The following is a 15,689-nucleotide window of genomic DNA, read 5'->3' as shown; positions in this document are numbered from 1 at the left end:
GTGGAACAGGCATCTTGCCTGTTCCCTCCCACAAAAGATGAATTTTCATCTTGTGGAACAGGCATCTTGCCTGTTCCCTCCCACAAAAGATGAATTTTCATCTTGTGGAACAGGCATCTTGCCTGTTCCCTCCCACAAAAGATGAATTTTCATCTTGTGGAACAGGCATCTTGCCTGTTCCCTCCCACAAAAGATGAATTTTCATCTTGTGGAACAGGCATCTTGCCTGTTCCCTCCCACAAAAGATGAATTTTCATCTTGTGGAACAGGCATCTTGCCTGTTCCCTCCCACAAAAAATGAATTTTCATCTTGTGGAACAGGCATCTTGCCTGTTCCCTCCCACAAAAAATGAATTTTATTCCTGTGGAACAGGCATCTTGCCTGTTCCTAAAAGGCTGATGAAAAATGCTTCAATACGTCAGTTAAACCAGACATTTCCGAAAATCCTCTCGCAACTGATTTTCGTTTAAATTCCGACCGATGAATACAAGCTCGTTTTTCCGAGTTTCTGTAGCTTTCCAAGGTCGATCCGGTCTGCCATCGAACAGCATATGTACTCCTTGAAAAACAAATCGCTTGTTTTCTCCGGCCATATTCAAAATGCCTTTTGTGCGAAAAATATTCGTGCCTTGAGTTCGCAACAATTCGCCGATCCAATCGCTAAATTTGTTGCCATCAATAGCACCGGATTCGACTATTGCTACGGAAGTTACTGTTTCGTCATGTTCGTGAGTGTGTTCGCCCAAAAAGTCGGGTTCTATTTCTAATGCCCGGTTCAAATCAAATGCTTTGACGCCCAACAAAGCATCCATTTGTAATTCAGCGTTGTGAGTACGGTGAATTTTTGCCATTGCATTCATGGCGCGAATTCGCTTTTCTAATTCTCCCAATTCTTCCTCAGTCACTAAATCAGTTTTGTTTAGTAAAACTACATCGGCGAATGCAATTTGTTCTTGAGCTTCGTCTGCGTCCCAGTGCTGCCAGATGTGCTTGGCATCGACTACAGTGACAACTGCATCTAGCATTAATGTGTCCCGCATATCTTCGTCTACAAAAAATGTCTGAATGACGGGTGCGGGGTCGGCTAAACCTGTCGTTTCGATGACTATGTGGTCAAATTTGTCTCGCCGCTTCATCAAGTTGCCGATAATCCGAATTAAATCACCTCGGACTGTACAGCAAATGCAGCCGTTGTTCATCTCAAAAATTTCTTCATCGGCATCAATTATCAGTTGGTTGTCGATGCCTACTTCGCCGAATTCGTTGACGATGACTGCAACTTTTTTGCCGTGTTCCTCTGTTAAAATGCGGTTCAGTAGCGTAGTTTTGCCTGCACCCAGATAGCCTGTGAGAACAGTAACAGGAACTGATTCGATCGCCCCAGCAGTCACCATACTTTACCTCGATTATTGTACAATGATAACCATTATCGCTATTTTACACCAGACTTGCTGGTAGTAGCAAGTTTATTAAAAAATGTTAAGAGTTTTTAACTACAGGAATACGCAGTCTTTGGTTCAGAGCTTACCCATAGGGCTAGAAACCGGGTTTCTACGAGTTTTGGGAACAGGAACGAGAAATATAGGAAGAAACCCGGTTTCTGAGGTCAGCGTGTGTGGCTAATGACTGATGACAATTAATTGTTAATCATAGCTGCAATTCGATCGCGCTCTAACTCTCGACCAATCAGCACTAATTTGGTTTGACGGAGTTCGGAAGGTTGCCAAGGGCGATCGTAAAAATATTCTATCCGCGAACCGACACCTTGCAACACCATCCTCATCGGTTTCTTGGGAACCGCCACAAACCCTTTAATCCGATAGATTTCCTCCTGCTGCATCAACGATTGCAGTTTTTTCACCAAAGCTTCAGGTTCAAATTCGCGATCGGCAATAAAGTAAGTCGAGTTAATATCATCATCATGTTCATGTTCCTCCTCAGTGTCGTGGTGACTCGGACGAGACTCCAAATCATCCTCAACCGCCGCATTAAATCCCATGAGCACATCAGGGTTAATTTCGCCACCTTTGCAGGGCACAATTTTCACACTCGGACGCAACTCTTGCTGCAACCAGCTTTGGACTTTCTTGTGAGTTTCCGCATCTACGCGATCGACCTTCGTTAAAAGTACCATATCGGCACAGGCTAACTGGTCTTCAAACAATTCCTCGATCGGAGTTTCGTGATCTAAACTATCATCAGCCTGCCGCTGTGCCATCAAAGCATCAATATCACCAACAAAAGAACCGCTAGCAATAGCTTCGCAATCGACAACAGCAACCACACCGTCTACAGTAGCACCCGTGCGAATTTCCGGCCAGCGAAAAGCTTGAATCAAAGGTTTAGGAAGTGCGAGGCCCGAAGTCTCAATTAAGATACAATCAATTTGCTCTCTACGCTTCAACAATTCCTGCATAGTCGGCAAGAATTCCTCTTGAACAGTGCAGCAAAGACAACCATTTGTTAGTTCAACAATATTGCTGCTAACATTTTCTTCTTCGTCGCAAACTTGGCAATCGCGCAGCAGTTCTCCATCAATTCCGATTTCGCCAAATTCGTTAACCAGAACAGCAATGCGGCGACCTTGATTATTTTGCAATAAGTGGCGAATTAAGGTAGTTTTGCCGCTACCGAGAAAACCAGTGATGACAGTAACAGGAATTTTGTGCATTGATAATTTTGTGCTTATTTGGTGGAATATCTTGTTCCCAGGCAGAGCCTGGGAATGCTAATCTAGAGGCTCTGCCTCGCTGGAATAAAGGAGCGCTTTTAATACAAGGCAGAGCCTGTGCGTATGCGTTACCAGGCTCTGCCTGGGAACTAGGAAACCCAGCATAAATGTCGTTTTTAGGCGAAGTCTAGATCCCCCTAAATCCCCCTTAAGAAGACCCACTTTGAGAATATTTCTTGTCCCCCCCTTATTAAGGGGGGTTAGGGGGGATCTAGATTTCGATAAAAACAAGAGAGACGATCGGTTTGACGTTAAGTTGTCACCAATGGGCAGAGCATGGTAACGAGAAAGGCTCTAATTTGCCAGCGGTGGAATCTTTGCTAAAACGCCTTTTTTCAGAGCTTGAGGACGCTCAGACCAAGGTAACAAACCGTCCGGTTTAGCATAGTATTGACCCGCGCATTCGAGTACAGCCTCGACGCTTTCCGACTCATTTGCTGGTAAATCGCCAAACAGATAAGTGTACTTTCCAACAGCAGCAAAACACACCGCACAAGAGTGACTGCAAGCACTCATGCACTCAACTTCTTGAATCTCAAACTTATCAGAAAACTCCCAATCTTTAGCGAGTTGCGACAAATTTTCCATGAATTGTTGACCGCCGCTTTTGCCTTCGCGCTTGCCGTTTTTCCAAACACTAGCGCAAGCAGTGCAAACAAGTAGACTGTGCTTTGTGCGTACAGCCGTGTTAATTCCATCCATCATCCGTACCTCGCAGATGCGTTCAAAAGTGAGTTAGATATCGGCGGGCATTCTGACTTGAAAAACCCCAAGGGTTTCATTACAGTTGCGGGACAGCGCCGGACTTGCACCGAACTTTCCCCGTTTCCTCTAACGGCTGCTCCCCGCTAGAACCGATCGCGAAATCACATCATACCGCACTTGCCGCCAATCGATTGAGCGATTTTAGATTTTAGATTTTAGATTTTAGATTGGAGAAAGCCACCCCACGGATAAATCTGGGGGCTTGTCTAGTAGTTTGTAGGGTGCGCCACAAGCACCCTACAGATTATAAATTATGCAGTTTCGTGCTGCCGCCATGCGGGATGCCACAGCAATTCAGCAGTCGATCGCTTCTCGACCATTTCAGGAGTAATCATACAGTGAGCCACATCCTTGCGAGAAGGCAACTCGTACATCACATCGAGCATTAACTCCTCTAAAATGCTGCGGAGAGCTCTCGCGCCAGTTTTGCGACGATAGGCCTCCTGGGCGATCGCCCGCAGCGCTTCCGGCTGGAATTCCAATTCCACGCTGTCCATCTTCAACAGCTTTTGATACTGCTTCACCAGCGCATTTCGGGGCTCAGTCAATATCTGCATCAAAGCTGCTTCATCCAGCGGCGAAATCACCGTCACCACCGGTATCCGCCCGACAAACTCAGGAATCAAACCAAACTTGACTAAATCGTCCGGCTGTACCTGCTGCAAAATATCAGCGGCCCGCTTGTCTTTCGCCGGCAAAGTTGAGTTGCTGTCGCTTTCTGTTGGCTGAATAAAGCCCAAAGATTTTTTACCCAAACGCTGTTCAACTATTTTTTCCAAACCGACAAAAGCACCGCCACAAATAAATAGAATTTTGCTAGTGTCAACTTGAATAAAATCTTGGTAAGGATGTTTGCGGCCGCCTTGCGGGGGAACATTAACCACTGTTCCTTCCAACATTTTTAGTAGCGCTTGCTGCACTCCTTCTCCCGATACATCCCTAGTGATCGAAGTGTTTTCGCTTTTGCGAGCAATCTTGTCAATTTCATCAATATAAATAATGCCACGTTGCGCCGCTTCAACATCAAAATCTGACATTTGCAACAGCCGCAACAAGATATTTTCTACATCGTCGCCGACATATCCAGCTTCTGTCAGCGTCGTCGCATCCGCTACCGCAAACGGCACTTCGAGCATTTGCGCCAAACTTTGCGCTAACAAAGTTTTGCCACAACCTGTGGGCCCGACTAGCAGGATGTTGGATTTTTGCAGTTCTACATCGCTGTCAGGGGAAGACTTGTCGCTATCTTTAGCTTGGTCAACGCTCAAGCGCTTGTAGTGGTTATAAACTGCTACAGAAAGGACTTTTTTTGCTGAATGCTGACCGATGACGTGGTTATCTAAATGCTGCTTAATCTCTGTTGGTTTCGGAATTTGAGCTAAAACGATTTTCGATTTATTCGATCGACCTGGGCGCCTGGTTCCTTGTCCCTGAGACTCTCGCACCTCTGAATGGGGAATCTGTTGACCAATTGTTTTACTGGAGTCAAAGAACTCCTCCTCTAAAATTTCATTGCACAGTTCCACGCACTCATCGCAAATGTATACGCCGGGCCCAGCTATTAACTTGCGGACGTACTCTTGCGACTTGCCGCAAAAGGAGCATCTGAGATGGGAGTCATATTTTGACATATTTGCCTCTTAATTTACGGTTGCGGTTGCTTGTTTCGACTGGGAAGTTGCCGCGGGAGCGACCTTAGCTTTGCCCTAGAAGGGTTTCCCGATCGGACACCCAAGCCAGTCAGTCGATTTTAGATTTTAGATTTTAGATTTTAGATTTACTCCACAGATGAATTTTGGAGCTGAACTAGGGTCTAAAATTTGGGGCTTGTCTCCGTTTTTTGGCGCAGTCAAGCTTCGCGATCTCTGTTTCTAAGTTAACACTTTTGAGGCTTTAGTGATTAGTCATGAGTCATGGGAGCCAATTTTAATTTTTCATTTTCACTTGAAAATAAAGCCGCACGGGCTTACCATTTTTTGTATTCCAAAAATTTTCCCGACATAATTATTTTCACTCGATCGCCTTTTGGGTCTGCTTCTTTCTCGACATCCATAGTAAAGTCGATCGCGCTCATAATCCCGTCACCAAATTTTTCGTGAATCACTGCTTTGAGTGGCATCCCGTAAACCTGCATAATTTCATAGAAACGATAAATCAGGGGGTCAACCGGAACCGAGGCCTCCAAAGAACCTTTTAACGGAGGTTCACAGAGAACCGCAGCCGTCTCGCTATCTAGTCCCAAAGCCGAGACAATTTTCTGGGCTTCATCTTCTGATGCGGTAGCTTGACGGTAAATAACCGCAGCAATCCAAACTTCGTCGCGCCCCAAAACTTTTTCCAAATCTGCAAAACTAATTCCCTGAGCTTTTTTAGCCGCCAAAAGCTTTTCTGTAATTCCTGAAATTGCCATTAAATATTCTCCCCTTCACTTCAGTGTCAGATGTGAAACTTTTCTCACATTTTGGTTATTTTGTCAATACTAAGTTGAGAAAATAAATCGAATTGATAGCTCGGAACTTCAGCAAAAGCTGGTCTCGTCAACCCCCACAACTCATACAATTTGAGATTTGAGATTGGAAATGTTAGATTGGCAATGACTGATGACTACCAGGGTTGAGAGCTAGTCAACAGTTGCATTCTTTTTTCCAACTGGTATCACAACTGACACAACTGATAAATCCTAAAATAACTCATAACTGCCCTGTGGCAATGGTACAGTTGGCAGTATATGTAATAAAAGTTACACACGCAAAGGCATTCGGCATTCGGCAAACGGCTGAATTTTGATCGTGCTAGCCTGAAGCTCAATCCTCGCTCCCTCCGCCAAAGCCCCTTTACCACTCAAAACCGGCAACTGACAAAAGTATGGAGATTCAGACCAAAAATTACACGATGCAGTACGATCGGGCTACGCAAACAGTCACCTGTAGCGGAGCGTTCCGACTCAGCCAGGTGGAAGAATACGCACCGATCGTCGATCTGCTCAACGAAGTGGCTGACTCCTGCCCAAACACGGTGACTCTAGACTTGCGAAAGCTAGAATTTTTAAATAGTTCTGGAATTAATATTTTCTCAAAATTTGTGATCAAAGTGCGCCAGCAAAAAAATATTCAAATCACCATCAAAGGTTCTAAACAGATCCCCTGGCAGATAAAATCCCTGAAAAACTTGCAGAGGCTGATGCCTTCCTTGCAATTAGAATTGGAATACTAGCGAAAAAGGTAAAGATAAATCCCCGGCTAAGTGGGGGAACCAGGATGAGGGTGGCTGAAGTTAATCGGAATAAGTCATAGTTAAACTAGCACAAAACCCTAAAAAACTTCAGAACCGACTAAAAATTACCAATTTTCAATTGCTATGCAGGAAGAACCATCGACAGAACAGCTACTTTTCGACGTTCAACGGCTGAGTGCGGAACTTGAAAACTTGAAGCGCGAAAAGGTTGACCTAGAAATTTTGCTGGAGACTACCACCGAACATTCAGATACAATGGAAGCTCACTTGCTGAGCAAAGCTCAGTTGGCGCTGCGTTCAAGCGAAGAGCAGTTTCGGGCGATCGCCTCGGCAACTCCCGTGCCGGTATTAGTTTCTCGCCTCTGTGACGGCTTAATTATGTATGCGAACGCTCAATTGGCTTCTCTCCTGAACATACCCCTAGAAAAATTGATCGGCTGTAGCACTCCAGACTTTTACTTTAACCCCGCCGATCGCCCAAAGGTACTTGAGGCACTTGCTAAAGAGGGATACCTCCAAAACTACGAACTCCACTGTAAAAAATCAGACGGCACCGCTTTCTGGGCGATGATCTCGGTTCAGTCGCTGGTGTTTAACGGCGAGCCGACAGCATTGTGCGCCTTGTACGACCTCACCCAGCGCAAGGAAGCAGAACAAACCCTCCAAGAGAGCGAAAAGCGGCTCCGCCGCCAGAGTTTGGCTTTGTTGCAGCTAGGTAGGCAGAGGACTCTCAACAGCGGTGCGCTGAATGTGGGAATTCGCGAAATTACCGAGGCAGCAGCCCGCACTTTGGATGTGGAAAAAGTCAGCGTCTGGCTTTACAACCACGGAAGATTTGGAACTCGCTACCCGAACGATCCCCAGCTAAATTTTACGGAGAGAGTGCTCGCCCACAACCAAACAGAGGCAATCGATACAGATACCGCTGCCCCAGAGCAAAACGAGGGGGTTAATCATTCTAAGTTTAAAATCCCCAACCTCAAATTAGTTTGTCTCGACGTGTACGATCGCACCCAGGAGAATCATTTGAGCCGGGAGTGCATATCGGCAAGCGATTTAAATTTATCAATTTTAGATGTTGAAGGCGACGCTCCTGGCGAAAATTTGCGATCGGACAATGCTTTAGAACCTACGACAAAGACTCAAAACTCTCTACAAACAAATTTGTCCCATTCATCTTCCCTAGCCGAACATTCCGCTGTGCTGCCAAATGCCAGCAAGCCGAATTCATCCATATTAAATGTAGCAATTAGGCTCGGCGGCCAGATCGTGGGCATCCTCTCTCTCGAACATATCGGCGCCCCCCGCCAGTGGGCTCTGGAGGAGCGCACCTTCGCCGATTCTTTGGCAAATTTGGTAGCGCTGGCGATCGAAGGATTTGAGCGCCAGCGGGCTCAGGAAGCCCTTTCCAAAGCCAAAGCCCAGCTAGAAATGACCGTCGATCAGCGCACCGCTCAACTCACCGCCGCCAATAAACTGCTCCGCATCGAAATTGCCGAGCGCAAAAGAGCCGAAATAGCCTTGCAAGAAGCCTTACACAAAGCTGAAGCAGCTTCGAGAGCTAAAAGCACTTTTTTAGCCAATATGAGCCACGAGCTGCGGACACCGCTCAACGCGATTATCGGTTACAGCGAAATGCTACAAGAAGAAGCACTAGAATCGGGACTCAAAGACATCATTCCCGATACCCAAAAAATTTATAACGCCGGCAAACACTTGCTGACTTTAATTAACGATATTCTAGACCTTTCTAAGATAGAAGCCGGTCGGATGGAGCTTTATTTAGAAAAATTTGACCTCTGTAATTTAATAGAAGAAGTCGTTGCAACTTTGCACCCTTTGGTCGAAAAAAATCACAATCAATTGCAAGTTTCTTGCTCTGAGAATTTGGGAGTGATGTATGCAGATTTGACTAAAGTCCGGCAAATTCTGTTCAATTTGCTCTCGAATGCCCTGAAGTTTACCGAAGGTGGAACGGTGCTGTTGAGCGCGACTCGCGAACCAGCAGGTGACAGCGATTGGGTTTATTTGCAGGTATCTGATACGGGGATTGGAATGTCGGCAGAACAGCAGCAGGGTTTGTTTCAACCTTTTATTCAAGGGGACGCTTCGACTACTCGCAAGTACGGCGGCACAGGTTTAGGATTGGCCATTAGCCGCTTGTTTTGCCAGATGATGGGCGGCGATATCACTGTTGAGAGTCAGTTGGATGTTGGCTCTACTTTTACGGTTCATTTAAAGGCCAAAGTTGATATTAGTTAGAAGCAAGTTTGGCAACTAGCCATGTAGGGGATTTAAGGAATTTAATGGGTGGGGGTTTGGCCAGGAATTGTGTACCGCATTTAACGGATTTAACGGATGGCAAAAGATGGAATAATTCCCCAATTACCAATTCCCCCCTTACCAATTAACCATTACCAATTACCAATTCCCTTGTTAATTGTGACACCGATCGCGCTCAACCTCTGTTGTCGATCACACAGTAGCATTTTTTTTCAGCCTAGAATACCTATATTATCCTAAAATTGTCCTGCAGGCACGATCGGGCGCCTCGCTGCATTCACAAGTCCCACCTCAACCTAATTAAGGGGGTGGGGGGTTGCTTCCAGAAAGGCAATTTGGTAAAAGTAATGCTATGGTCGCGAACCAGTAGAAGGCAAAAGTTAACAGGAATTCAGGAATTCTCAAAAGTCTCTGAACGCAGAAACACAATTCTGCTTTTTGCCTTCATACTGCTTCTACTGGCGAGATAGCATTGCTGCTGAAAGCAATGCACAATTTCTCAGAATCAAAGGAGTGCATCTACATGATTAAACCTTGCAGTCAACCGCTAAAAATAAACCCTTTTACATGTTATCGCGATCCGGCTACAGGCAGGTGGACTACTGTAGTTACAAGTGTTCCAAACACTGGCGAAACAGACTCTAGTTTAAAAGCAGAAGCCGAAGGCGAAAACGAAGGTAAAACAGAAACGATCCTTTCTGCTTCGCCTCCTGTCTCGGTGTCGAAAAAAGTCCTTTCTTTCTCCCTGCCTCCGTTTAAACACCGTGCCAAAAAATCTGCTGTTAGTGTCAGCAGGTAGCTATAGCAGGGGTCTAATCTAGTTTCCACGGTTAGTCCCCGGCGATAGTCAAACCAAACAAAACGAACTTATCCATAGCCTAAACTGCCAAAAAGCGATATACTGGCAGCAAAGTTTCTCCTTCAATATTCGTGAAGTATTTGCTCGATCGCGGCCTCCACTTTGTATGGACAGACCGACCAATTCGCCAGCAGGGAACAGTCATCATTGCTATCCCCCTGGTTTTTCTGTTTGCTTCGCTGCTAGCAATTGCCGGCCTCCGGGATAGTGCCATACAGATAAGAAAGCGAGCAGATACTAATAAGGCAATACTTCAGGAAACTAACCGGTTGATAACCCTGGTGGTGGATGCGGAAACGAGCGTTAGGGGTTATGGGTTGACGCAGCGCCGCGAATTTCTATTACCCTACTTAGAAGCAAAGAAGAGTTTGCCTCCGCTGCTGGCTAAACTCAAGGTTATGGTTCAAGAAAACAAACTGCAAGCTCAGCGATTTGAAGCTATAAAAAAAAGTACCGAACAGCATATAAATTTCTTGCAAAACACTTTGAATAAGCTCGACAGTTCGGCAACAAGGATGCAGTCGCCGGAAAGAATTCAGGTGTTTGCTCAAGGCAAATTGAACATGGATAAGCTGCGTACACAAATTAATGCTTTTTCTGAGGCCGGCGAAGCTTACCAGAAAAGTGTAGATCGGCAACTAGGGGACGTGGTAGATTTCATTAATATTGTGCAAGTTGCGGGTTTGCTTTCCGGCTGTTTGGGTGCAGGGGCTTCCTGGTATTTATTTGATAGTTTAGAGAAGGAATTGAGGAAGCGAGAAGCTGGCTTGGAAGAAAGTAAAAGTCGCATTCAAGCTGTGGTAGACAATGCGGCTGATGGTATTATTACTTTGGATGCACAGGGAAATATTGAGTCTTTTAATAGGGCAGCAGAAAAGATTTTTGGTCAGAAAGCCGATCGAATAATTGGCACTAACCTGCGGCGGCTGATAGCTCAACCGCTGCCGCACAGCAGTGTGGGGGATTATTCGATCGAATATTTTGTGTTACATCCAGATACTACCCTGAAGACTTACCAGCAAGAAACAGTTGGAATGCGACACGACGGAACGAAGTTTCCGATGGAGTTGTCTGTCAGCGAAATGCATCTGGCAAATCAACACTTGTTTATTGCGATTTGCCGCGATGCCAGAGGACGGAAAAAAGCAGAGGAAACTCTGCGAAAGCAAGCGCAAATGCTGGATTTGGCAAATGATACGATCGCGGTACTAGACTTGAATGGGGCAATTTCTTATTGGAATTTGGGGGCAAAGTGGCTCTACGGGTGGCGGAAGTCGCAAGCAATAGGAAAAAATATTCATAAGCTTTTACAAACAGAATGGGCCCAACCTTTTGAGGTAATTCAAAAAGTATTTTTCGAGAAGGGTTCTTGGCAAGGAGAACTGGTGCGAACCAAGAAAGACGGCACCAAAATAACGGTGGCCAGCCGGTGGACTTTGCAATACGACGATCAAGATCAACCGGTGGCTATTTTGGAAATTAGCAACGATATTAGCGATCGCAAACGCTCAGAAATTGCTTTAGCCCAAAGCGCCCAGCGGTTTCGCGCTACTTTTGAGCAGGCGGCAGTCGGCATGGTTCAAGCGACTGTGGAAGGCAAATTTCTGTTAGTCAATCAAAAACTTTGCGAAATTTTGGGCTACAGCCGCCAAGAATTGGTGGAGAAAAAATTTCAGGATATTACTTGGCATGGAGATTTGGCAAGCGAACTGGAACTTTTGCGCCAATTGTTAGCAGCAGAAATTGAAAATTTCTCTCTGGAAAAGCGCTACATCCGCAAAGACGGAGAGTTGGTGTGGGCAAACTTGACGGTTTCGCTGCTGCGAGAACAAAATGGCACTCATTTTCTGATGAGTGTGGTTGAAGATATTAGGGATCGCAAACAAGCGGAGGAATCGCTGCGGTTGCGCGCTCAAGAATTGAGGGTGACGGCGCAAAATCTGGCTCAAACGACCAATGTTTTAAGAAAGCGGAATCAAGAATTAGACCAGTTTGCTTATGTAGTTTCTCACGATTTGAAAGCGCCGCTCAGGGCGATCGCAAATCTCAGCAGTTGGATAGAAGAAGACCTCAGCGAGTCGATGACAGAGGATACTCTGCACCAAATGAACCTGCTGCGTGGCAGAGTTCACAGGATGGAAGGTTTGATTGAGGGACTGCTGCAATATTCCCGCGTCGGACGAATTCAAGTGCCTTCAGAAATGGTAAAAGTTGAGAATTTATTAGCAGAAATTATTGATTCGTTGGCACCGCCGTCTGGATTTGAGGTAAAAGTTGAACCGGGAATGCCAACTTTTGTGACAGAAAGATTGCTGTTGCAGCAGGTTTTTTCTAATTTAATTAGCAACGCAATTAAGCACAACCGAGCTGCATCGGGTCATGTAAAAATATCGATTAAAGACTTAGATGATTTTTACGAATTTTCTGTAGAGGATGACGGGCCCGGAATTGCTCCTCAATATCACGATAAAGTTTTTGTAATTTTTCAGACATTGGAAGCTCGCGATAAAGTTGAAAATACTGGGATTGGTTTGTCGCTGGTGAAGAAAATTGTCGAAGGTCAAGGGGGCAGTATTTCCATAGAATCTGCTGAAGGTGAGGGAGCAACTTTTCGGTTTACTTGGCCGAAGCAACCTATTAGCCAAGACGGAACATAAAACTACTCTAAACGTAGGCTGTGTACGGAACACCGCGATTCAAAGACTAAATGTAGGGTGCACCCGGACTACCGAGAAGCCGATAGCGACTGTTTAAACTGCATCACAACGGATTTCGATGATAAATCCATCGGGATCGTAAAAGTAAATGCCGCGTCCTGTAGCGCGAGTGACGGGGCCGCTATCGATCGCAATTTGATTTGACTTTAGCACTTCCAGAGCGCGATCGAACAAAGCCGGATCGATGTCGAAGGCTAAGTGGTTGGCGCGGGTAAAAGCCTTCTCCGGGTCTGGGTTTGGCGGTTCCAAGTCGGGCTGCCAAAATAAGTCAATAACAGTACCGTCTGGGGTAACGAAATTAGCGACTTTACCAGCGGCTACCATTTCTGTTAAAGTTGCGGGAATTTCTGCACCTGTTAGTTCGTGCAGGCCGAGAATTGTACCGTAGAAGTGGCGGGAAGCTTTCATGTCGCGCACGTTTAAAGCGATATGGTGAACGCGGCGCAAATTCCCCGGCGTGAGGACTATTTTGACGTTGTTTTCGGTAGTTTGCATGATTGTCAATTGCGAAGGTTCAAATTGAATGCAGTTTGATTTATTCAGATCGTCTGCTGTAAAATAAGCCTTTTAAGTTAGTCCTGAAAACTTTTATTAGCGTCGTGCGATCGCACATAATATCAAGTATTCAGGACTTACGCATCGGGGTCTAGAAACCGGGTTTTTTACCGAATCTGCGGTCTACAACGGGTTTTATCGTAAAAAAACCCGGTTTCTCAACAATCGTGCGTAAGTCCTAGTACGGTTATTTTTCTTTAGGGAACGATGCCATGCCTACAAATAGCATGGCCAGACCACCTGCCAGAATTGCGAAGGCAAGTAAACCTACCACTAAATCTAATCCCGATGTATTTTCCATTAAATTAAACCGTTCTCCAATTAAATACAATCATCGGTATTCGTTCAGGGTTGAGTGCTTGCAAACAATGGGGAAGAGCAGAAAAAAAATAGCTTTTCACTTATTATAAAAAAAGCCTATTAATTTCTTCCCTCTTCCTTAAACCTCCATCCGTTAAATTTTGTAAACTGCTTAGTTGCCGAACTTTTTATTTGGCCAATTCTCGATCGATGGCAGCGATCAGTTCGGGCGAATCGGGGCCAACACTGCTGCGGAATCTAGCAACCACTTCACCCTGTTTGCTAACTAAGAATTTCTCAAAATTCCAGGAAACCTCACCCTTGGGATCGACTGCACTCGTAAGCTTAGCGTACAGCGGGTGCTGCTGAGTGCCTTTAGCGCATACTTTGTCAAATAATTCAAAGGTGACGCCGTATTTTGTAGTACAGAAATTGACGATTTCGGGATTACTTCCGGGTTCTTGACCTCCGAAGTCGTTGCAGGGAAATCCTAAAACACGGAGTCCAGCCGCGCTGTACTTCTTGCTCAATTCTTCGAGTCCTTTGTATTGAGGTGTATAGCCACATTTAGAAGCTACATTAACTATCAAGAGTACCTGGCCAGCGTACTCTCCTAGCTGCTTGTCTTCGCCTGCGATCGTTTTTACTTTAATGTCGGAGATTGTGCTGGGCATTTTCAAATACTTTTAAATTTGACCACCACAATTTTACCGCAAGTCGGTACAATTTTGTCTAGATGCCGATCGCTAAAAATTTCAATATCCCGGTCGGGGCGGGTTTACGGATCTCGCCCTTATCGGAAAACTGGGTTTAAAACCCCGTCCTTCTAGGACGGCTTTAGTTCAGAAAAACTTTTCAAAAAGCCCGGATAGGATGGATAAGGTGGTATAGTGCAATAGTCAAGGTTAAACTCCTTTGCCCGAAGTGAAACGGGACATAAGACACACTTTCAGGCATAAATTGGGGGACGCAGAGCGGCGAAAACTCTTTAAACAGCTAAGAACCGAAAATGTAGGTTCCCAACCAGCAAAAACAAACTATTCCTTTTTGGATCGTTAAGTAGGGTAGGGCATACCCGAACTCGCTTGTAAATATCCTAGTACGCTTTTGGAGATAGACCCGCTGGGGTGATTCTGAGTCAAGCTCGTTAATTGGTAGCTTTCTACGGTTAAAAGGTTTGAGTATTGCCGCAAGGACAGGACGCTTTAAGGTCGGTCGCTGAATTAAGAATCCCCACGCCTGATAGCTGGGGAGTGTCAAATTATAGATATGGGTCAGAAACCTCAGCCTAAAGGCGTGAGGCTTGAAAGAGAAATCTAACAGGCCATTCTGACCAGACTAAGCTTTAAATAGCTACGTTATTTAGGTCACGACACCCGCTTGATGCGAAGCTAGTCCCTTGCTCTGTCGCTAGTGGTTAAACAGTCTTAAGGTCACGCTCGACAGTGCTGCTAGCCCGCGCAAGCCTTTATAACTTTGTCGAAGCTAACTTTACCCCAGAAATGGGAGTTTGGGGCAACCATTCCCCAAAAATCGGAGAGGTTGCATTAAATTCCCTCTCCGACCCCGAAAGGGGATTTAATTCAATGTAAAGCCGTCCTATAAGGACGGGGCTTCAGACCCAGTTTTTTGGTGAACCCGCCCCGACCAAAATTACGGTTAATTTACCAAGAAATTGGGTATAAAGCCCCGTCCTTCTAGGACGGCTTTAATTAATTATCAACTTTTGTTAATTGTTTTCTTGAACTTTCTTGCATTGTGTTCATTGTAGAGTACAATAACTAGACTACAGGTAGAATAACCGCCGATACATAAGAGACACCACGCTCAAACGACGGGTCGGAAAACAATAATGGTTAGTGGGTAGCGAAAACCACGAAAAACATAGCTGGGCTAACTAATGTAAGCCAAAATCAGAGACTAAACTTTTTATTTCTAAAATGTACTGTCTAAAATGTACTGTGGGGCACACAGAAACAAGAGAAGCAATTCTCGAAAGCTTGGGGAGACAAACCCTCGCGAGGCTATCTAAATTAAGCTCGATATTTGGTTCTTTTGAACGGATACCAGGTTTAAACACTGCCGCAAGGATAGATAGTTTTAAGGTATGTCGCAGAACCAAGAATCCCCTCGCCTTCAGGCAGGGGAGTGTCAACGAACCTGATCTTAGGAATGAGAATTAAATAACTTCCACTCTGGAAAGTGGGATGGGCGTCCCGCCCGTCCAAAAAGGACGGGCGGGAC

At 45.4% G+C, this 15,689-nt stretch carries 11 protein-coding genes and 1 riboswitch; of the genes, 4 read left to right on the top strand and 7 right to left on the bottom strand.

Annotated features, from left to right (window positions below; genetic code table 11):
• Positions 1-423 precede the first annotated feature (423 nt).
• From QUB10_RS19920 to cynS, 5 genes are all read right to left on the bottom strand, one after another.
• On the bottom strand, positions 424-1,395 hold the full coding sequence (locus QUB10_RS19920; protein WP_333204860.1) for a GTP-binding protein: 972 nt from the start codon (positions 1,393-1,395) through the stop codon (positions 424-426).
• A 242-nt stretch (positions 1,396-1,637) separates the two neighbouring features.
• Positions 1,638-2,672 (bottom strand): cobalamin biosynthesis protein CobW, encoded by a 1,035-nt coding sequence (gene cobW, locus QUB10_RS19915; RefSeq protein WP_333204858.1) that lies wholly within the window; start codon positions 2,670-2,672, stop codon positions 1,638-1,640.
• A 354-nt stretch (positions 2,673-3,026) separates the two neighbouring features.
• Positions 3,027-3,434 carry a DUF1636 domain-containing protein gene (locus QUB10_RS19910; RefSeq protein ID WP_333204856.1) on the bottom strand — a complete coding sequence of 136 codons (408 nt, stop codon included), beginning with the start codon at positions 3,432-3,434 and terminating at the stop codon, positions 3,027-3,029.
• A 25-nt stretch (positions 3,435-3,459) separates the two neighbouring features.
• Positions 3,460-3,606: riboswitch (cobalamin riboswitch) on the bottom strand.
• A 142-nt stretch (positions 3,607-3,748) separates the two neighbouring features.
• A complete protein-coding gene (gene clpX / locus QUB10_RS19905) occupies positions 3,749-5,128 on the bottom strand; it encodes an ATP-dependent protease ATP-binding subunit ClpX (protein ID WP_333204854.1) in 1,380 nt (459 codons plus the stop codon).
• 335 nt (positions 5,129-5,463) lie between these two features.
• The gene (gene cynS / locus QUB10_RS19900; RefSeq protein WP_333204852.1) at positions 5,464-5,907 is read right to left on the bottom strand and encodes a cyanase; all 444 of its coding nucleotides are present in this window, start codon (positions 5,905-5,907) and stop codon (positions 5,464-5,466) included.
• Positions 5,908-6,362: 455 nt separating this feature from the next.
• Here cynS and QUB10_RS19895 point away from each other — a divergent pair, with 455 nt between their 5' ends.
• From QUB10_RS19895 to QUB10_RS19880, 4 genes are all read left to right on the top strand, one after another.
• Entirely contained in the window at positions 6,363-6,710 is a 348-nt protein-coding gene (locus tag QUB10_RS19895) for a slr1659 superfamily regulator (RefSeq protein WP_333204850.1), read from the top strand.
• 144 nt (positions 6,711-6,854) lie between these two features.
• Entirely contained in the window at positions 6,855-8,993 is a 2,139-nt protein-coding gene (locus tag QUB10_RS19890; protein WP_333204848.1) for an ATP-binding protein, read from the top strand.
• A gap of 493 nt (positions 8,994-9,486) precedes the next feature.
• Positions 9,487-9,813: a hypothetical protein gene (locus QUB10_RS19885; RefSeq protein ID WP_333204846.1), complete on the top strand. Its 327-nt coding sequence runs from the start codon at positions 9,487-9,489 to the stop codon at positions 9,811-9,813.
• A 131-nt stretch (positions 9,814-9,944) separates the two neighbouring features.
• Positions 9,945-12,530: a PAS domain S-box protein gene (locus QUB10_RS19880; protein WP_333204844.1), complete on the top strand. Its 2,586-nt coding sequence runs from the start codon at positions 9,945-9,947 to the stop codon at positions 12,528-12,530.
• Positions 12,531-12,623: 93 nt separating this feature from the next.
• On the opposite strand, the gene QUB10_RS19875 is transcribed toward QUB10_RS19880, so the two are convergent.
• Together QUB10_RS19875 and QUB10_RS19870 are read right to left on the bottom strand one after the other, a co-directional pair.
• On the bottom strand, positions 12,624-13,085 hold the full coding sequence (locus tag QUB10_RS19875; protein WP_333204843.1) for a VOC family protein: 462 nt from the start codon (positions 13,083-13,085) through the stop codon (positions 12,624-12,626).
• 548 nt (positions 13,086-13,633) lie between these two features.
• Entirely contained in the window at positions 13,634-14,119 is a 486-nt protein-coding gene (locus QUB10_RS19870; protein ID WP_333204841.1) for a glutathione peroxidase, read from the bottom strand.
• Positions 14,120-15,689 lie beyond the last annotated feature (1,570 nt).

It is taken from the genome of Microcoleus sp. B5-D4 (genome assembly GCF_036705145.1).
GTDB lineage: Bacteria > Cyanobacteriota > Cyanobacteriia > Cyanobacteriales > Microcoleaceae > Microcoleus.
Note: the sequence above shows the minus strand (reverse complement) of the source record. Positions and strands in the feature narration are given on the sequence as shown.